The following is an 18,434-nucleotide window of genomic DNA, read 5'->3' on the forward strand; positions in this document are numbered from 1 at the left end:
ATTCAGCCGTAGCCCGTCATTCCAGCGAGCCGAAGCGAGACTAGGAACCTTGTCACAGCGCGGTTGTGTTTTGAAAGTCGGAGAATAACCTCTCAAATTTCACCAATCTCTGAGTCCGGTATAACGAACCTCAGAGCTTAGGATTAAATACTAATGGAACCACAGAAAGAACCTAATCCAAATTATCTACCATACCCACCACATGCACAACAACCTGCGGATGATGAAATCGATTTGCGTGAACTGCTCAAAGCTCTGTGGAAAGGAAAATGGATAATTATCGCGACAACATTTGTGTTTGCGATTGGCTCTGTACTTTACGCATTGAGCTTACCGAATATTTACAAGGCTGATGCTCTATTAGCACCAACTGAGAGCTCCAATGGGGGAGGGCTATCTAAGATGGCGGGACAGTTAGGAGGATTAGCAGCTTTGGCAGGCGTTAACCTTGGGAGTAGTGAAACATCTCAAACGGAGTTGGCTGTTCATGTGATGAAATCAAGAAAATTTATTGAATCATTCATTAGCGAACATGAATTACTAGTTCCAGTCATGGCAGTAAAGGGGTGGAGTGAAAAGGAAAATGAATTAGTTATTGATAATGAGTTGTACGATGTAAAGAAGAATAAATGGTTAAGAGCCCCGAAAGGACTAAGAGGGATAAAACCAAGCTTGCAAGAAGCGTCAGAAGTTTTTATTAGAGATATTTTTACAATTGTTCAAGATAAAGAGAGTGGCCTCTACACTGTATCCGTAAGATATTACTCTCCTAATATTTCTAAGGATTGGGTTAATTGGTTAATTGAGGATATAAATCGTGTGATGCGAGAGAGAACTATCTCTGAGACATCTCAAAACCTTGATTACTTGAATACCCAATTACAAAAAACTTCTGTTGCTGACATGCAAAGTACATTTTATAAGTTGATAGAAGAGCAAACAAAGAGTTTAATGCTTGCCGAAGTTCAGGAAGAGTTTGTATTCAAAATACTAGACCCAGCTATTTCACCGGAAATCAAAGATAGTCCAAAACGTTTGATTATCGTTTTATTAGGGATGATATTAGGTGGTGTTTTAAGTGTGTCTGCTATTCTTGTTCGTAACTATTTGATTAAGAGAGATTAGATAGTTCTATATCATTCTGACTTTAAAAATATATTCAAATTTTCAAACTAAGGTAATTTTATGAGAATTCTCGTCACAGGTGGTGCTGGATTTATTGGCTCTGCAGTTATTAGATATATTATTAATAACACTTTAGATAGTGTTGTTAATGTAGATAAGTTGACTTATGCAGGAAACTTAGAATCCTTGAAGGATATAGAATCAAGTGAAAGATACTATTTTGAGAGAGCTGACATTTGTGAACGGAATGAAATAAATCGAATTTTCCTTGAATATAAACCAAATATTGTAATGCACCTCGCTGCTGAATCTCATGTAGATCGCTCTATTGATGGACCTGCAAAATTTATCGAAACTAATATTGTCGGTACATACACTTTGCTTGAGGCAGCAAGAGAATATTGGAGTAGCTTGAATGATGAAGATAAAAAGGATTTCCGGTTTCATCATATATCCACAGATGAAGTATATGGTGATCTTGCGGGAACAAATACTCTCTTTACAGAAGAACATTCATATGACCCATCGAGTCCCTATTCTGCATCAAAAGCATCTAGTGATCACTTGGTTAGAGCTTGGGCTCGTACCTATTCTTTGCCTACGATTGTAACAAATTGTTCGAATAACTATGGCCCATATCATTTTCCGGAAAAGTTAATCCCCTTAACTATTCTAAATGCATTGAAAGGAAGCAATTTACCAATTTATGGTGATGGATTGCAGGTAAGGGATTGGTTGTTTGTTGAAGATCATGCTCAAGCGTTATACAAAGTAGCGACGGACGGGATGATTGGTGAAACTTATAATATAGGCGGACATAACGAGAAAACTAATATTGAAGTTGTCAAAACAATTTGTGAATTGCTTGAGGAGTTAGCCCCAAACAAACCAAGTGGAGTGCTTCATTACCAAGATTTGATCACATTCGTCAAAGATAGACCGGGGCACGATCTCCGCTATGCTATAGATGCAACCAAAATTGAAACAGAGCTTAATTGGAAACCGAAAGAAACTTTTGAATCAGGTATTCGAAAAACTGTCGAATGGTACCTAAATAATAAAGTTTGGTGTTCGCGGGTTCTCGATGGTTCATATAAAGGTGAACGTTTGGGCGTTTCATTTGAGGAGACAAAATAATGAAAGGAATTGTTTTGGCTGGGGGGTCAGGAACTAGGTTATATCCCTTAACTCGAGGGGTATCTAAACAATTACTCCCAATCTATGATAAGCCGATGATATTTTACCCTATATCTACTCTTATGTTAGCTGGAATTCGTGAAATATTGATTATTACAACACCGGAAGATAATGTTTCTTTTAAGCGACTTTTAGGTGATGGTTCGGATTTTGGTATTAAACTAGAATATGCAATTCAACCAAGCCCAGATGGATTGGCTCAAGCATTTATCATCGGTGAGGAATTTATTGGTGATGATAGTGTATGTTTAGTATTGGGTGACAATATATTTTATGGTCAATCATTTGGTAGAGCATTAAGAAAGGCTGCAATAAGAAAAAGTGGTGCAACTGTTTTTGGTTATCATGTAAAAGACCCTGAACGCTTTGGTGTTGTTGAGTTTGATGCAGATTATAAGGCACTTAGTATTGAAGAAAAACCAAGTGAGCCAAAATCTAATTGGGCAGTTACAGGATTATATTTCTACGATAATAAAGTTGTTGATTTTGCAAAACTGGTCAAGCCATCAGAACGCGGTGAGTTGGAAATAACTTCTATCAATCAAATGTATTTAGAGGAACAGGCCCTAAATGTAGAATTACTTGGTCGTGGATTTGCATGGTTAGATTCCGGAACACATGAAAGTCTTCATGAAGCATCCTCTTTTGTAGAAACCATAGAGAATGTACAGGGGCTTAAAGTTGCGTGTTTAGAGGAAATTGCTTGGTCAAATGGTTGGTTGTCTGAAGATGATATTATAAGGATTGCTGAACCGTTGATGAAAAATGGTTATGGTAAGTATCTAGCGTCCTTGATCAATAACCAAACTCTACGCAAATCTTTAAAGGTGAATCGGTAATGAAAATTATACAAACAAAACTAAAGGGCTGCCTAATTATAGAACCTCAAGTGTATGGAGACGAGCGCGGTTTTTTTCTAGAGACATTTCAAGCAGAGCGATATTATGAAGCTGGAATAGAAGAGACTTTTGTGCAGGATAATCGTTCGAGATCATCGCAAAATGTATTAAGAGGATTGCATTTTCAGAAAACTAAGCCCCAAGGAAAATTAGTAACGGTTACTAATGGTGAAGTATTTGATGTAGCTGTTGATCTGAGACCTAACTCGGATACTTTTGGAGAATATGAATCCGTTTTATTAAGTGGTGAAAATAAACTTCAGTTTTACATTCCACCTGGTTTCGCACATGGTTTTTGTGTTATCAGTAAAACAGCAGACTTCCAATATAAATGTTCGAGTTATTATGATCCTACTGATGAGGGAGGAATATTATGGAATGATCCTTCTCTGAATATTAACTGGCCTGTCGCGACCCCTATCTTGTCAGAAAAAGATCAAATGCAACCAAAGCTAGATGAAATAAAAAGTCTAATTGTGGAAGGATGGGATTAGAAAATATGTTTACAGTTTTTGGTGGTCAAGGTTTTATCGGAAGTGAGTTTGTCAAACAGTTAGAAATGAGAGGAGAACAAGTTTTTGTCCCAAAAAGAGAAGAACCAGATATATACAATAAGGAATTAGGTACAATAATATATTGTGCAGGTTATGGTGATTGTGAAAAAGATCCTTATAATGTTCTAAATGCTAATGTTGTTCTTTTAAGTAACATATTGCAAAGATCTCATTTTGATAAGTTAGTATATGTATCTTCAACTAGAATTTATATGAATAACATTGGTTCAAATCCAGACAGTGATGTATCTATTATATGTAACGACAGCAGGCGATTATTTAATTTAACTAAACTAACAGCCGAAGAAATTTGTATTAAAAGTAAGAAAGATTGCTTTATTATTCGGCCTAGCAATGTTTTTGGTTTAGCTATCAATAGCCCTTTGTTTTTACCATCGATAACTAGAAACGCCATAAACAATGGTTATATTGACATGTATGTAACCGAGGACTATGCAAAAGACTACGTATATGTTGGTGATGTAGTCAAGTCAACATTACAAATTTTAGATAGCAAAAAAGATAAACCAAGAATAGTTAATATAGCATCTGGAGTGAACACCACGGCTAAAGAAATAGCTGATATTTTAAAAAATAAAACCGGTTGTAATGTAAATTGGCATAATATTGGAAATGACAAAGAACAATTTCCAATCACAGACATTACCGAAATGAAAAAACATATTGATTTTGAACCTATTCAGGTCACGACTGCTTTAGAAAAATTGGTAGATAAATTTATAAGAGCGTTATCTAATGAAAAATCTGCGTGGTAAGAAAATTCTTTTTTTCTGTCCGTCGTTTTATAATTATCGAGAAATGATTGCTGAAGAAATGGAGGAGCAAGGGGCAGAAGTTTTTTCATATGATGAAAGGCCTTCAAACAACACAGTCTTTAAAGTTTTATTGAGGCTAAAAGCAAAAAGAATAATTAAAAATACAATTTTTAATTATTACTCTAAAATAACAACATCCATGGAAGATGAAGAAATTACGGATGTGTTTTTTATAAATGCAGAAGCCATTAATTATGAATCACTACTATTGCTAAAAAAAAGGTTTAAAAATGCGAAGTTTACCTTGTACATGTGGGATTCACTAGATAATAAAAGTGGGCTTACTGATGTCTTGCCTATGTTTGATAACGTACTCTCTTTTGACAAGAAAGATTGTGAAAACAACGAACGGATAAGTTTTGAACCTCTATTTTATGGACGTAACTTTGAAAAAGAAGTTGATCACATAGAGGATATAAATATTAGCTTTATTGGGTCAATCCATAGTGATCGACTAATGATATTGAATCAAATAAAGCAAAAGGTAGACGATGGATATTTTTATTTGTTTTCACCTTCTAAAATCTTTACTTTGATTAAAGTAGCTCGGTATAAATTATTTTATTTTGAAAGCGGGTTTGTTAAACACAAAAAGATAAATGCGTCTGATGTTTCAAATGTATTTAACAGATCTCACAGTGTGTTAGATATTAATCATCCCAAGCAAAGTGGATTAACTATGCGCACGTTTGAGGTTCTAGGTGCAGGAAAAAAACTCATAACGACTAATGAAAACATCAAAGAGTATCAATTCTATGATGAGTCGAGAGTATATATCTTAGAACGAAACAATATAAATTTTAATCAATTAGACTCGTTCCTTAAAAATAAAAATACTAAACATTCCATATTTACTCAATATCGAATCGATAATTGGATTAAACGGGTTTTGAAATGAAAAAAATACTAACAGTGAGTTTTTATGCTGACTTTTCTAGATTCTTTCAGTTATCCTTGAAAGGAGTTAAACATGACGTTGATTGGTTAAATTTATGCATATACCCAAGTGCTTTTTTATACTCGATAATTCATGGTATACAAGCGAAGTTTTTACCATATGTAGTTAGCAAAAAAAACAAGAAGAAAAATGGGTTTTCAATAAATGCTAGCGAACTAGATGCTTTGCTGGCTTATCATGGTAATACCGAGAAGATAAAATTTAGAGCTTTAAAGTATCTATACTATTACTCTCATCTCCTTGATGATTTTGAGCCAGATTTAATAATTTTGAGCGGTGACAGTCGATTAGCTTCAACATGTTTATCTTATATTGCAAAAAAGAAAGCAACAAAAGTTATCTATTTTGAACAAGGGCCACTTAATACAACGATTCTCGATGAAGAAGGTGTTAATGCTAATTGTTCGTTTAGAAAAATATCAAATATAAGTGAGGACTCATCTTCATTTGACGAAGCAAAAAAAACGAAACCTGAGAAGTGGATGGGATACAAGAAGTATCGAATATTTGATATTCTCTCAGATATGATCTTGTGTTTAATTTATACTGAAAATTCGAAGTATAAACTTCCTAATGCTAGTCGAAGTATATCTGACTTGCGGGGGAAAACGAAGGGAAAATACATTTTACTAATTCTTCAAGTCCCAGAAGATGCTAATATGATATTGCACAGCCCCTACTTCAAAGACCATTACTCTATAGTTAAGTTAGTATATGAATCATTACCGGATGGCTTTGAGTTAGTTGTAAGAGAGCACCCTTTGTATGTTGGCATGTACGAAGAGAGGTTGTATGAATATACAAGAATGCATAGTATAAATGTAGATTCTAGTAATGATTTAAATAGTTCAATAAATCAAAGTGAATTAGTTATAGTTAATAATTCTACAGTGGGTCTAGAATCGCTATACTTAGGAAAAGGGTTAGTGGTGTTAGGTGACTCATACTATGATAATGAAGAATTTGTATACAAGTATGATGGTGGTGACTTCGCTGAGATCTTAAATCTAGCAATAAAAAACCCCAAAGATAAATTGTTAGTTCAGAAGCGAATTAATTTCTTATTTAAACAACATTTTATATTAGGCCACTTTCGTGATCTAGAACCTAGTCGATTTTCAAAAATTGGGGATAGGATTAATGATTTCTTGGAATAAGGTGTTTTGGTTCCTTCGAGCTTTGTGTTATAAGTTTTTATTTGGTCATGTAGGAAATAATTGTCTTATCGGTAAACCATTGTTTATTAAGGGTTACCGGTCAATAACAATCGAAAATAAAGTAAGGATTTTTCCTCAGTCTAGAATCGAAGCTCATAAATCCGGAGAGATTTATATAAAAGAGGGCTCATCAATAGGACAAAACTTCCATATTGTATCTTCAAAAGAGAGATTAGTGATTGGGAAGTCATGCCTTATCTCCGCAAACGTTTTTATATCGAACTGTGATCATATATTTGGTACCAGTGAATTAAAGGAGCAGACCACTGTGATCGGAGATGAATGTTTTCTCGGGTATGGTGTTGTAATTCTACCTGGCACTAAACTTGGTAAGGGTTGTATTGTCGGAGCAAACTCTGTTGTTAAAGGGGTTTATGAAGACTACTCCGTTATTGTCGGTAATCCTAGTCGTTTAATCCGTTATAACAAATAAGAATGAATATTTAGTAGGTTTATTACATGAATACAGTTCATCAATTGGTTACAATCGTTGTACCTATATATAATGTCGAGGATTATTTAGAGAAGTGCTTAGTTAGCCTATCTTGTCAGAGTTTGAATTCAATTAGAGTTCTCTTAATAGATGATGGTTCAACAGATAACAGTAGTGCTATTGCTAAGAGGTATGTGGCGAAAGATAATAGGTTTGAATATTACTATAAAAATAACGGTGGTTTGAGTTCCGCCAGAAACTTCGGTTTAGAAAAAGTTAGGTCTAAATATGTAGCTTTTGTAGATTCAGATGACTGGGTTCATCCTAACATGTATCTTGATATGAGTTTGGCATTAGAGGAATCTGAAGCTGATATAGCGACTTGTGGTATGTTTTTGGCTTATCCGGGCGGAGAGCTCAAAGAAAAAAAAATAAAAAAAGGAATATATGAACTTTCTTCATTAGAATCATATATGGAGCTATTAAACAATATAAGAGTAGCCTCATGGGATAAGCTTTATAAAACGAGTCTCTTTATAAATAATGACATTCGTTATCCTGAAGGTTTATATTTTGAAGATACTCCAACTACCGCCAGCTTAGTATTATGTTCGGATAAAGTTGTTGCTTCGGAAAGTTCTTATTATTACTACCTTCAACGACAAGGCTCTATTACCAAAAGTGTTACATTTGAAGATAAGTATTTGGATATATTTGATGGGCTGAAACAGGCTAGATTAAAAAATTCCCATCGAGAATATTCTAAAAATGTCTTGGACTACTTGTTTTTTAGAAAGTGTATTCTTGATACTATATTTAGATTTTCCTCACTTGGAGGATATAAAAATGAACATTTGAAATTTGTTTCTGAGGCAATAGATCTTCGAGAGTTAATAGGTAGTAAGTTAAATAATAAGTATAAAGCTATTATATTGCTTTATAAGATCAACGCTAGACTTGCGATCAAACTTGTGAGAATGATAAGATGAATCTATGGGCTTCGATTCTCAATATGTCTGGAGTTGCGATTAAAATGCTTGCAGCACCGTTGATACTTTTTATAATATCAAGTAAATTTGAGAGCCAGCAAGTTGTAATATATTTTTTGTGTTTGAGCTTTTTAAACTTAAGGACAATATTTGAAGGTGGGATTACAAATGTTGTAAAGCGTGAATACGCTTTAGGAAAGCTAAATGTCGGTAGTATTGTATCATTTTCTATTGTATGGTTTGCTATATCCTCCTGTTTATTATTCCTAATGTCTTCTTTTTTTTCAGTCTTATACTTTAAACTATATGTTAATGATGTAGCCAATATAGATCTATTTTTGATAGTACTTTGCTGTTTATTCTCTGCACTTAGAGTTTCATTATTAAGTATCGACGCGTATACTGATGGTAATCAAAATCAAGTCCTATACAGAAAGTCTCTTTTAGCTTCAAATGTCTTATCTACATTTATTAATGTATTGATGATTTATCTAGGTTTTAGTCTTTTAGCTATAGCTGCATCGCAAATGACAATTTCTATTGTTTACTTTTACTACAATCGTAAACAAGTTCAAGAAATGTTAGAGGTTCGAGAGAATTTTTCAAAAATACAATTCGTAGAGTTTTTTTCTGAGAAAAAAACACTTTTATATCGAACTATGATTACATGGACATTTGGTTATTTTTTCTGGAATTCTACAGCTTTAGTTACAAACATATATTCTAGTGACGTTGAGTTTACATCATCAGTAATTTTCTCGTTTGCATTAGTTAAAGCAATTTATGACATATCCTTTGCTTTTACTCAAACCAATCTATCAAGGTTTTCTTATCTTATTGGTAAAAGTGACAAAGCCCAATTAGTAAAGGAAGTTAAATCTAGCTTTTTCTTCTCCATATCTATATTTTTTTCTATTATAGTTTCAGTTTTACTTTTTAGATATATATATCCAACATTCGGGATTTTCGATAAACTATTACTTGGGCCTGATCTTATCTCTCTATATTTATTTTTCTTTCTTGTTCTTTTGAAGTCTCTTATTCATAATACTGTAAGGGCTTTTCATGAAGAGCCGTTTACGCTTTTTGTATTCTACAACAGCATCGTTGTATCAGTAGGAATATGTATTTGTATCTACTTTAAAATTCCGTTATTTTCATTTCAGATAATAATGTTTATACCAATGTTATTGTTAAGTTTAATTTTTTTATGGAATAGGTTGAGTGATGAAAGTTGAGAAAGTACCATTATTGTCAATCATATTTTTCTTTCTTTCTTCATTGTTTCTGACTTTTAGCTTATTTCTTTCTCACAATACCTCATTTTCACTAAGTATTATATTTGTATTGCTTATAATTTCTGGGCTTTTTTCATTAAAGTTTGCAGGGTATAGTGTTTTAAGTATTCCTATTGTATTTTCTGTGTTCTTTTTGTTATTTGTTGGCGGGCGATTTGGAGGGTGTCTTGTATCTTCTTTTAACGGCGCACTTTGTCCATCTAATTATGCGGAGTTATTTTATCAAAGTCGGATGGTAAACTATTCTATTAATCTTGATAAGGCCGATTTTCTGTATTTTTTTGTTTGCCTATGGTTTTTCTGTTTTGTATTTGGTTCCCTTGTTTTTAGCCTGTTTTTCAAGTTACATGAAAAAACGCCTCAATTAAAGTTCGCTAAGCCTAACTTTTCAAAGATTACGATCGCAAAACATGCACTTTTTGTTAGTCTTATTGTCCTATTTTGTATTAGAGGTGGCGACATCCTTACTGTAATAAAAGGTGGATATTTGGCCCTTTATACACGAGGAGACGAAAGTTTTTATGCCTCATTATTAAAAACAATATTTACAACCTTATTTATGTTTTCTGTTGCATACTTAATTGCAAGTGAGGAACAAGTTCCTTTTTTAAAAATTCTTTTTATAATAGCAATATTAGATCTTTTTGTTGGACAGAGAGGTGCTTTTTTCTCTAAACTTATTATCATTTTAATTTCATCAAGAAAGGTTCAAGACATTTCCGTTACGAGAGCACTTTTTTTCAGCATGATTCTTTTCTTTGCTCTAAACCTTTTTATGAGTTTTTCTTTGAGAGGCAACTCAGAAGCAGATGATTCTTTAGGGGTTGTATCTCTTATATCAACATTACTTTACTCTCAAGGGACAACTCTCGGGGTTATGTCATTTTCTATATTTGAAGTCTCCGAAGTGCCTACTAGGCTCGCAATAAAAAGCTTTATACCATTCACGAATACAATCTACACTATTTTTGGGGATGATATTCTCTTTCATGAAAGAAGTATTGGGCAATTTATAAGTTATATGGCAAATCCAGCTGCATATAAAAATGGTGGGGGATTAGGATCAAGTATATTATCTGAGTCTTATATTATATTTGGATATTATGGAAGTTTGCTGTTTTCTCTTGTTTTGGGTTTAGGTGCTTTCTTAGTTGAGTATAAGAAAAAGAAATCAAAATATATAAAATACCTTTGGGTTACTGTTATGTTTGTCACCCCAATGCTTCCAAGGTCTGGAATCACAAATTTGATGATCCCAATTATAATATCAATTGTAATTTACTCTTTTTATAGGATTAGTTTGAGAAAGGTTAATTAATATGTTTTTAATCGCAGGTCCATGTGTTATCGAGTCCGAAAGTTTAGTTTTAGATACTTTTGAATCTTTAAAAGAGATTACCGACAAGCTTGGTATTGAATATATCGCCAAATCATCTTTTACTAAGGCGAATCGTTCATCCGTAAATGCCTTTACAGGTCCAGGCATTGATGAAGGTCTAAAAATTCTTCAGAAAGCAAAGGATCAATTAGGAGTGAAGGTCCTGACTGATGTTCATGAGGATACTCCTTTAGACGAAGTTGCATCAGTCGTCGATGTTTTACAAACGCCGGCTTTCCTCGTTCGTCAAACGAGCTTTATTCAAAGGGTTGCCTCTTTTGGTAAGCCTGTGAACGTAAAAAAAGGACAGTGGATGCATCCATCGGATATGGCGCCCGTAGTCGAAAAATGCCGTGCTGTCGGTAACGATGACATCTGGTTATGTGATCGTGGTACGAGCTTTGGCTTTGGACAGCTGATTAACTACATGCCGGGTCTTACTATAATGAAAGAGACGGGGTGCAAGGTAGTTATGGATGCTACTCATAGTGTTCAGATGCCTGGCACACTCAACGGCTCAACTGGAGGGAACCGTTTTCACGTTCCAGCTATTGCTCGAGCAGCTGTAGCTGTTGGTATTGACGGCTTGTTTATGGAAACTCATCCAGATCCAGATCGTGCCTTATGCGATGGCCCGAATATGCTTGCACTAAAGCACATGGAAGAGTTGTTAGAAACACTTTTAGAAATCGATGAGGTTGTGAACAAGCGCCCTAAAATTGAAACAAGGTTCTAATAATCTCATTTCTAGTAAATCCATTATTCGTATATGATAAAAGAGCATATTTTGAATACAGTTAAAATAGTTATTCCTGCTCGGTATGGCTCGTCTAGACTTATTGGTAAGCCATTACTCGAAATAAATGAAAAGCCAATATTTTGGCACGTCTTTCAGCGCTGCCTTGAAGCTGGTTTCGACTCTCGAGATATCATGTTAGCGACCGATGATACTCGAATATTTGAGAAAGCCTCAGATTTGAACATCCCAGTCGTAATGACGTCGTGTGAGCATGACAGTGGAACTGATCGAATTTTTGAGGTAGCGACCTCACAAGGTTGGAACAAGCAAGATATTGTCATCAATATTCAAGGCGATGAGCCACTAGTTGACCCTGAGTTGATTCGTCAACTATCGCTATTCACACGTAAACATACAGAATTCGAAATAACAACAGCTGTTGTGCCTATTGTCCATAGTGATGACTTCAATAACCCCAATGTTGTCAAAGCCGTCATGGGATTAAATCATCGAGCTCTTTATTTTACTCGCTCAAACTCCCCATACAATAGGGAACTTCCTTCGGATCTTTCGTTAGCTTTTCGTCATGTCGGAATTTATGCTTATACGGTGGGTGCTCTAGACGCATTTTGTTCATTCGAAGAATCGCCTCTAGAGGCTTATGAGAAGCTCGAGCAGTTAAGAGCTCTTTCAAATGGCATGGCAGTTGGTGCTTGTTATTTTGAGGGAGAGCTTGCTCATGGAGTAGACACTTGGGATGACTATTTAACTATCAAAAATAGAATGGAAAAGGCTTAATGGACATCATAAAAATTGCTAAGGACGTAATTCAGACAGAAGTAGATGGGCTTATTTATATGGGGGCTCACATCGATAGTAGTTTTACTCAGGCGGTAAATGCTATTCTCACTACTCGTGGTCGTACTATTATTTGTGGTATGGGTAAATCTGGTATTGTTGGAAAAAAAATTGCTGCATCTTTTGCAAGCACAGGTACGCCTAGTTTCTTTATGCATCCAGGTGAAGCTTTTCACGGTGATTTAGGGATGGTCAAACCTGAAGATGTCTTTATTGCAATATCTAACTCAGGTGAAACGGATGAGGTGCTAAAGCTACTTCCATTTCTAAGAGATAATGGGAACTATGTTATAGCGCTTACCGGAAAAAGTGGATCAACATTAGCAAAAAACGCACATTGTCATTTGGATATAGCCGTTCCTAAAGAAGCTTGCCCGCATCAATTAGCTCCAACGTCCTCAACCACTGCTACGTTGGTTATGGGAGATGCATTGACTGTCGCGTTAATGGAATCTAGAGAATTTCTTCCAGAAAACTTTGCCCGATTTCATCCTGGAGGGAGTTTAGGAAGGCGCCTTTTATCCAAAGTTAGCGATGAAATGGTCTCCGAGTTTCCATTAGTCAAAGAAAGTGCTGACTTTACTTCTGTTGTGCACGCAATTTCTGATGGAAAGTTAGGGTTGGTGTTAGTTGAAGTTGAGCAGGGTTTAGCTATCATTACGGATGGCGACGTTCGAAAAGCAATGAATGCTAACGGTAAGCAAGTTTTTGATTTAAAGGCTCGAGATATTCTAACCTTAAATCCCGCTAAAATTTCTGGCTCTGCGAGTACTCAAAGTGCCTATGAAGTGATGGAAAATAAAAAGATAACGTCTCTCATCGTTGTCGAAGATGAGAGAGTTATAGGAGTTTTGAAAAAATAAAAAAGTCCAGAAGGGGGCTCCTTCTGGACATTGTTTTAAGCTTTTACCGCTTTTCTCGCCTTTACCCAACTTCTGATATAGCTAGTAATTTTCCAAATGTACGCCAAGATGATTGAGTAAATTACAAAGCACGAAATGAATAAGACGAACATCGTTACTTCTGAAATATTCGTAGTCTCACCATAAATGCCGAAACCAGCATAGAGACTTGCAATAAAACATATCGCTACAAGAGTTTGTTTCGGTCCAAGTCCCAGGCGTTGAAATATGTGATGAAGATGTTCACGATCAGGTTTGAATGGAGAATCGCCTCTACGAATGCGGCGAATCATTATTGCTGCCATATCCATCAAGGGTACAGCAATCAGCCAAAGAGCAGTGACTGGGCGCATTAATGGCTCGGAATTTCCTGTTTGACTAACGCCTAGTAGCAACCAGATTACAGTGAAGCCAATCATCATACTCCCGGCATCCCCCATAAATACTTTTCGCTCTCTCCCTAATATTCCAAGATTCATAAAGATATAAGGAAGCATAGCTACAATTATGATCACACATAAATAAGCTAGGCCATGTTGACTATCTACTTGCAATAAAAATGCTAGTGCACCGAATGTTACAATAGAAAGACCGCCTAGCAACCCGTCGATACCATCGACCATGTTAAAGGCATTAATAGCACCGATTACTGCGACTATGGTAATTAAACTGCCAGCCCAACCTAAAGACACTTCTCCAATCCCAAACATATCTCCGAGATTATTAAGCTCAAGCCCCGCAACTTTCATCATAACAATAGACAACATTGCTTGAATACCCAAGCGAACTTTAAAGCTAAGGTCAGTTTTGTCATCGATTGCTCCGACCATTGTAAGTGTGCAGATGCACATTAGGTATAGCCAACTGTGTTCTATAGTATTTGGATTGAAGGTTAGATATTGCGCGAGAACTAAACAAATCGAGAGGCCTCCAACTAAAGGGACTGCTCCGTTATGTAATTTACGAGCGTTGGGTTTGTCGACCAAACCGATTCGTTTTGCGACTTTTCGCATTAAGAAGAGCGTTGCAAAAGAAGAGAAAAAGATAAAACTGAGTTCAAGGAACATAAAATAGCCAAATGTGATTTTACATATAATCGTTTAATTTTAGCTCAAGTTGATGGCATGAAAAAGTTACTACTCAATAAAAAATATAAGTTGTTGTGTCAAATAAGGTAGTTTGAATAAATGCCACGTGCGATGACGTAATATTCTTGATATCCTAAAGAAAATGAGGTTTTAGGGTTTGTTCATGAAAATTGCTGTTGCTGGTACCGGTTATGTTGGGCTTTCCAACGCGATGTTGTTAGCTCAAAACCACGAAGTGGTTGCACTAGATATCGTTCCTGAAAAGGTTGAATTGCTTAACAAAAAACAATCTCCAATTGTTGATGCTGAGATTGAGCATTTCCTTGAAAACAGGGAACTTAACTTCATCGCAACAACCGATAAGCAGAAAGCTTATAAAGGTGCAGAGTACGTTGTGATCGCAACACCAACGGATTATGACTCAGTCACGCATTACTTCAATACTTCTTCTGTTGAAGCGGTGATTAAAGATGTTATGTCTATCAATCCTAATGCAGTAATGGTGATTAAGTCTACTGTCCCTGTGGGTTACACGGCTCGCATCAAAGAAGAATTGGGGTGTGAGAATGTCATCTTCTCACCAGAGTTTCTTCGTGAAGGCAAGGCGCTATACGATAACCTTCATCCGTCACGTATCATCGTTGGTGAACGCAGTGAACGTGCGGAAGTATTTGCTAGCTTGCTAGTGGAAGGAGCAGTAAAAGACGATATTCAAGTGCTCTTTACTGACTCGACAGAAGCTGAAGCAGTAAAACTATTTTCAAACACCTACCTTGCTATGCGTGTAGCATACTTTAATGAGCTAGATTCTTACGCAGAAGCTCACGGTTTAGATGCTCGTCAGATCATTGAAGGTGTTGGTTTAGATCCTCGTATCGGTAATCATTACAACAACCCATCATTTGGCTACGGTGGTTACTGCTTACCAAAAGATACTAAACAGCTTTTAGCCAATTACCAAGATGTACCAAACAACATCATTGGTGCGATTGTTGATGCTAACCGAACTCGTAAAGATTTTGTGGCTGAAGCTATTCTTAAGCGCGAACCAAAAGTTGTCGGTATTTATCGTTTAATCATGAAAGCGGGGTCGGACAACTTCCGTGCTTCCTCTATTCAAGGCATCATGAAGCGTATCAAGGCGAAAGGTGTTGAGGTCGTAGTTTACGAACCAGTACTCAAAGAAGAAGATTTCTTTAACTCGCGCGTGATTGAAGACCTTAATGAGTTTAAGCAAACGGCAGATGTGATCGTCTCTAACCGTATGGTTGAAGAGTTGGCAGACGTTGCTGATAAAGTTTACACGCGTGATTTATTTGGTAGCGACTAGGTCTAGTATTGATCAAGGCTTTACCCGAAAGCCTTGATCCCCAATTCTTTGACACCCAAACCCAATCACCACATCGTGACCCTAGACCCTAGACCCTAGACCCTAGACCCTAGACCCTAGACCCTAGAGACGTCAACCTTTCCAACCACTCTCTGCCAAGCTGGGCTAGCTTCATCAAGGAAATAGGTGTGGCCTTTTGGGTTATCCAGTTTTTGATTAAAGCTGGAGCAATCGATGAGCTCTATTCGTGCTATAGGGTGTTTTGGCCCGGTTTGGCCAAGGCGACGAGTGTAAGAGCGTTGCGGGATGTTCATCACTTTACTGGCCGGCATAGCAAAGTCATCCTTGGCATAAAAACACACCACCTGATTGGCCGCTTCCATAATCCAACGCCCTTCTTGATCTTCTTCCAACGCATTATTGGCAATGTCTGCCGCCATTAAAAATATCTCGTCAAAAATCAGTGGAACACCTTGGTGGCCAAACTCCTCGGCAAACGCGCTTAAGCTTTTTAACAGGACTCGATTACCCATAGAGTGAGCCAAAACCGAGATCTTACGATAGCAAGGCGAGTGCTTTTGCTGCCAATTGATTAATTTGCCTAAGGCTCTGGCAAAAACATAACCGGATAACTCTGCGCTCAGCTGATCATCCCAATAATCCTTAATGATGCCAAAATCGTTATCACATGGCCAAATGATGGGGATAACGATGCAACTTGGTTGACTGTTCTCGAGCATGGTTTGCATTTTTAAAGTGTTTTGAATCACATGCTCCTCTGGTTGATTACTAAAACCATGGACATACAGCAGTACTCGCTGAGCATTCGAGCTCAATAATTCTTCCATCCAAGTGTCGCTGCCAATTTCATGGGTTTGGCCATTGTGATGCTTACAATACAGCAAGGATTGACTCAGTTGATTAGTCTGAGCGAAGCGGTGGTGAGTAGGGTCTAACAGACGATTGGTTATCAATAACATGATTCCTCCTATTGGTTTGCTGGTGGGTGCTTATAAAACAACGGGAATGTCGCTTGTGGCTAGCAGGTGTGCGAATGCTTGTTTGGCGTGCTTTTCACCGTGGATCAAATGCACGGCTTTTGGTTGTGCTGGAATCCCAGTAACAAACTCCAATAAATCGCTTTGGTCTGCATGCGCAGAATATCCAGAGATGGTATGGATCTGTGCGTTGGCTTCGATTGGTTGATTATCGATATCCACCGTGTGGCTACCTGATTGGATTTCTCGACCCAAGGTTCCTTGTGCTTGATAGCCCGCAAACAACACATCATTTCTTTCGTCTGGTAAGAGTGCTTTTAAGTAATTGACGATTCTTCCTCCTTCGCACATACCGGATGCCGCGACGACAATTGCAGGCTCATCGGTGGAGGCTAGTCGATTCACTAATGCTTGATGTTCTCGATGGCTTTCCACAGTAATGCATTGTTCAAAGGCGAGGGGATGACGATGATTGTTGAGCTTTTGCTTTGCTTCTTTTCCCCATAGTTTTTTGAAACGGCGGTAGGTCTTCGTGACTCTTTTCGCAAGTGGTGAGTCTAGGATAATTGGCAAAGAAGACGACAAGTCGCGTTGGTGAATCAGCTGTTCAATATCGAATAACAGTTCCTGTGTACGTCCTACGCTGAAAGCTGGGATCAGAATTACACCACCGTCTTGCAGTGCGTGATCGATAATGGCGTTCAAGCGCTCAGTTCGAGTTGCAATGTCTTCATGCTCTTTGTTGCCGTATGTGGACTCGATGAACAAATAGTCGGTACGCTTTGGCGGCTTTGGATCGGGTAAGAGAGGGGTATTGGACGGGCCTAGATCGCCGGAAAACACGATGATTTCATGATTGGGGAGTTTGAATTCTACGTAAGCAGAACCAAGAATGTGCCCCGCAGGCTGAAAGCGTAGGTAACATTGTTTGCCAAGTGGCAGCCATTGTTGGTAGTCATGGGGTCTTATCTGTTTTTTAATGACGTTGAGGACTTGTTGACGTTGATGGTAGTTCAAACCCAGTTGCAGTTTTAGTCCGTCTTCTAACATGAGCGGTGCCAGTTCGGCTGTTGCTTTGGTGCAGTAAATTGGGCCTTTGAATCCAGCAGCCAGTAACCAAGGTAGGCGTCCGATATGGTCGATATGAGCGTGAGTCAGGACTAATGCTTTGATGTGTTTAACCGGAAACTCAATATCCAGTGATGCCCTGCGGTTGCCAAAATGGATGTCTTTGCCTTGAAAGAGTCCGCAATCGTTCAAGATGCTGCCGTGGGGCAGTTTTAGTTCATGACAAGAGCCTGTGACAGTATGTTTTCCGCCATGGTGAGTCACACTGGCGATGTCTGATATGGGTGTTGTCATGTCGATTGCTCCTCCTTGAACAAGTATCAGTAACTATAAATCCGGTGGGTAGGGTAAGTGAATCGAGTCCGTTGGTTGGATGGAATTGAGTGGGAATAATCGGAAGTGCGATTAGGTTCTTTGTTTTGATGTAAGTGGTTTTTCGTTACTTAACTTTGGGTTTGACACATGCGGTTAGTAGATTCCTGATGTCGCTTAGGCTCCTCGGAATGACAAAACTCATTAGATCGTAAGCAAACAAAAAGGGATGCGCGATGCATCCCTTTGTTATTT

At 37.3% G+C, this 18,434-nt stretch carries 18 protein-coding genes; 15 read left to right on the forward strand and 3 right to left on the reverse strand.

Features of this window, described 5'->3' with window-relative positions:
* Nucleotides 1–153: 153 nt before the first annotated feature.
* The 14 genes from KIV40_RS02270 to KIV40_RS02335 are packed head-to-tail and all read left to right on the forward strand — an operon-like array spanning nucleotide 154 to nucleotide 13,344.
* Complete coding sequence (locus tag KIV40_RS02270) at nucleotides 154–1,125, forward strand: Wzz/FepE/Etk N-terminal domain-containing protein (RefSeq protein ID WP_285347869.1); 972 nt, start codon at nucleotides 154–156, stop codon at nucleotides 1,123–1,125.
* Nucleotides 1,126–1,185: 60 nt separating this feature from the next.
* Nucleotides 1,186–2,262 (forward strand): dTDP-glucose 4,6-dehydratase, encoded by a 1,077-nt coding sequence (gene rfbB, locus KIV40_RS02275; protein WP_285347870.1) that lies wholly within the window; start codon nucleotides 1,186–1,188, stop codon nucleotides 2,260–2,262.
* A complete protein-coding gene (gene rfbA, locus KIV40_RS02280; protein ID WP_285347871.1) occupies nucleotides 2,262–3,161 on the forward strand; it encodes a glucose-1-phosphate thymidylyltransferase RfbA in 900 nt (299 codons plus the stop codon). Before rfbB ends, rfbA begins: the two co-directional genes overlap by 1 nt.
* Nucleotides 3,161–3,715: a dTDP-4-dehydrorhamnose 3,5-epimerase gene (gene rfbC / locus KIV40_RS02285; RefSeq protein ID WP_285347872.1), complete on the forward strand. Its 555-nt coding sequence runs from the start codon at nucleotides 3,161–3,163 to the stop codon at nucleotides 3,713–3,715. Before rfbA ends, rfbC begins: the two co-directional genes overlap by 1 nt.
* A gap of 5 nt (nucleotides 3,716–3,720) precedes the next feature.
* A complete protein-coding gene (locus KIV40_RS02290) occupies nucleotides 3,721–4,551 on the forward strand; it encodes an NAD(P)-dependent oxidoreductase (protein WP_285347873.1) in 831 nt (276 codons plus the stop codon).
* The gene (locus KIV40_RS02295; RefSeq protein ID WP_285347874.1) at nucleotides 4,532–5,509 is read left to right on the forward strand and encodes a hypothetical protein; all 978 of its coding nucleotides are present in this window, start codon (nucleotides 4,532–4,534) and stop codon (nucleotides 5,507–5,509) included. Before KIV40_RS02290 ends, KIV40_RS02295 begins: the two co-directional genes overlap by 20 nt.
* Nucleotides 5,506–6,726: a hypothetical protein gene (locus KIV40_RS02300; protein WP_285347875.1), complete on the forward strand. Its 1,221-nt coding sequence runs from the start codon at nucleotides 5,506–5,508 to the stop codon at nucleotides 6,724–6,726. Before KIV40_RS02295 ends, KIV40_RS02300 begins: the two co-directional genes overlap by 4 nt.
* Complete coding sequence (locus KIV40_RS02305; RefSeq protein ID WP_285347876.1) at nucleotides 6,710–7,219, forward strand: acyltransferase; 510 nt, start codon at nucleotides 6,710–6,712, stop codon at nucleotides 7,217–7,219. The genes KIV40_RS02300 and KIV40_RS02305 overlap by 17 nt, the downstream gene beginning before the upstream one ends.
* Before the next feature lie 26 nt (nucleotides 7,220–7,245).
* Nucleotides 7,246–8,208: a glycosyltransferase gene (locus KIV40_RS02310; protein WP_285347877.1), complete on the forward strand. Its 963-nt coding sequence runs from the start codon at nucleotides 7,246–7,248 to the stop codon at nucleotides 8,206–8,208.
* A 23-nt stretch (nucleotides 8,209–8,231) separates the two neighbouring features.
* Complete coding sequence (locus KIV40_RS02315) at nucleotides 8,232–9,446, forward strand: hypothetical protein (protein WP_285347878.1); 1,215 nt, start codon at nucleotides 8,232–8,234, stop codon at nucleotides 9,444–9,446.
* On the forward strand, nucleotides 9,436–10,824 hold the full coding sequence (wzy, locus tag KIV40_RS02320; RefSeq protein WP_285347888.1) for an O-antigen polysaccharide polymerase Wzy: 1,389 nt from the start codon (nucleotides 9,436–9,438) through the stop codon (nucleotides 10,822–10,824). Before KIV40_RS02315 ends, wzy begins: the two co-directional genes overlap by 11 nt.
* A gap of 1 nt (nucleotide 10,825) precedes the next feature.
* Complete coding sequence (gene kdsA, locus KIV40_RS02325; protein WP_285347879.1) at nucleotides 10,826–11,620, forward strand: 3-deoxy-8-phosphooctulonate synthase; 795 nt, start codon at nucleotides 10,826–10,828, stop codon at nucleotides 11,618–11,620.
* Nucleotides 11,621–11,671: 51 nt separating this feature from the next.
* Nucleotides 11,672–12,421, forward strand: a complete 750-nt coding sequence (kdsB, locus tag KIV40_RS02330) for a 3-deoxy-manno-octulosonate cytidylyltransferase (protein WP_285347880.1) — start codon at nucleotides 11,672–11,674, stop codon at nucleotides 12,419–12,421.
* The gene (locus tag KIV40_RS02335; RefSeq protein ID WP_285347881.1) at nucleotides 12,421–13,344 is read left to right on the forward strand and encodes a KpsF/GutQ family sugar-phosphate isomerase; all 924 of its coding nucleotides are present in this window, start codon (nucleotides 12,421–12,423) and stop codon (nucleotides 13,342–13,344) included. Before kdsB ends, KIV40_RS02335 begins: the two co-directional genes overlap by 1 nt.
* Nucleotides 13,345–13,379: 35 nt before the next feature.
* On the opposite strand, the gene wecA is transcribed toward KIV40_RS02335, so the two are convergent.
* A complete protein-coding gene (wecA, locus tag KIV40_RS02340; protein ID WP_285347882.1) occupies nucleotides 13,380–14,450 on the reverse strand; it encodes a UDP-N-acetylglucosamine--undecaprenyl-phosphate N-acetylglucosaminephosphotransferase in 1,071 nt (356 codons plus the stop codon).
* Nucleotides 14,451–14,634: 184 nt separating this feature from the next.
* On the opposite strand from wecA, the gene KIV40_RS02345 reads away from it, so the two are divergent.
* Nucleotides 14,635–15,801: a nucleotide sugar dehydrogenase gene (locus tag KIV40_RS02345; RefSeq protein ID WP_285347883.1), complete on the forward strand. Its 1,167-nt coding sequence runs from the start codon at nucleotides 14,635–14,637 to the stop codon at nucleotides 15,799–15,801.
* Between the two features lie 116 nt (nucleotides 15,802–15,917).
* Here KIV40_RS02345 and KIV40_RS02350 read toward each other — a convergent pair whose 3' ends face one another.
* Nucleotides 15,918–16,781 carry an alpha/beta hydrolase gene (locus KIV40_RS02350; protein WP_285347884.1) on the reverse strand — a complete coding sequence of 288 codons (864 nt, stop codon included), beginning with the start codon at nucleotides 16,779–16,781 and terminating at the stop codon, nucleotides 15,918–15,920.
* A 30-nt stretch (nucleotides 16,782–16,811) separates the two neighbouring features.
* Nucleotides 16,812–18,161 carry an MBL fold metallo-hydrolase gene (locus KIV40_RS02355; protein WP_285347885.1) on the reverse strand — a complete coding sequence of 450 codons (1,350 nt, stop codon included), beginning with the start codon at nucleotides 18,159–18,161 and terminating at the stop codon, nucleotides 16,812–16,814.
* Between the last annotated feature and the right edge of the window lie 273 nt (nucleotides 18,162–18,434).

It is taken from the genome of Vibrio sp. D173a (assembly GCF_030248475.1).

Excerpts from the sequence above, each read along its gene's own strand:
- KIV40_RS02290 (WP_285347873.1), top strand. The coding sequence starts at position 3,721 with ATGTTTACAGTTTTTGGTGGTCAAGGTTTTATCGGAAGTGAGTTTGTC.
- KIV40_RS02355 (WP_285347885.1), bottom strand. The coding sequence starts at position 18,161 with ATGACAACACCCATATCAGACATCGCCAGTGTGACTCACCATGGCGGA.
- KIV40_RS02350 (WP_285347884.1), bottom strand. The coding sequence starts at position 16,781 with ATGTTATTGATAACCAATCGTCTGTTAGACCCTACTCACCACCGCTTC.
- rfbC (WP_285347872.1), top strand. The coding sequence starts at position 3,161 with ATGAAAATTATACAAACAAAACTAAAGGGCTGCCTAATTATAGAACCT.
- rfbB (WP_285347870.1), top strand. The coding sequence starts at position 1,186 with ATGAGAATTCTCGTCACAGGTGGTGCTGGATTTATTGGCTCTGCAGTT.
- KIV40_RS02315 (WP_285347878.1), top strand. The coding sequence starts at position 8,232 with ATGTCTGGAGTTGCGATTAAAATGCTTGCAGCACCGTTGATACTTTTT.
- wecA (WP_285347882.1), bottom strand. The coding sequence starts at position 14,450 with ATGTTCCTTGAACTCAGTTTTATCTTTTTCTCTTCTTTTGCAACGCTC.
- rfbA (WP_285347871.1), top strand. The coding sequence starts at position 2,262 with ATGAAAGGAATTGTTTTGGCTGGGGGGTCAGGAACTAGGTTATATCCC.
- KIV40_RS02335 (WP_285347881.1), top strand. The coding sequence starts at position 12,421 with ATGGACATCATAAAAATTGCTAAGGACGTAATTCAGACAGAAGTAGAT.
- KIV40_RS02270 (WP_285347869.1), top strand. The coding sequence starts at position 154 with ATGGAACCACAGAAAGAACCTAATCCAAATTATCTACCATACCCACCA.
- kdsA (WP_285347879.1), top strand. The coding sequence starts at position 10,826 with ATGTTTTTAATCGCAGGTCCATGTGTTATCGAGTCCGAAAGTTTAGTT.
- KIV40_RS02345 (WP_285347883.1), top strand. The coding sequence starts at position 14,635 with ATGAAAATTGCTGTTGCTGGTACCGGTTATGTTGGGCTTTCCAACGCG.
- wzy (WP_285347888.1), top strand. The coding sequence starts at position 9,436 with ATGAAAGTTGAGAAAGTACCATTATTGTCAATCATATTTTTCTTTCTT.
- KIV40_RS02305 (WP_285347876.1), top strand. The coding sequence starts at position 6,710 with ATGATTTCTTGGAATAAGGTGTTTTGGTTCCTTCGAGCTTTGTGTTAT.
- KIV40_RS02295 (WP_285347874.1), top strand. The coding sequence starts at position 4,532 with ATGAAAAATCTGCGTGGTAAGAAAATTCTTTTTTTCTGTCCGTCGTTT.
- KIV40_RS02300 (WP_285347875.1), top strand. The coding sequence starts at position 5,506 with ATGAAAAAAATACTAACAGTGAGTTTTTATGCTGACTTTTCTAGATTC.
- KIV40_RS02310 (WP_285347877.1), top strand. The coding sequence starts at position 7,246 with ATGAATACAGTTCATCAATTGGTTACAATCGTTGTACCTATATATAAT.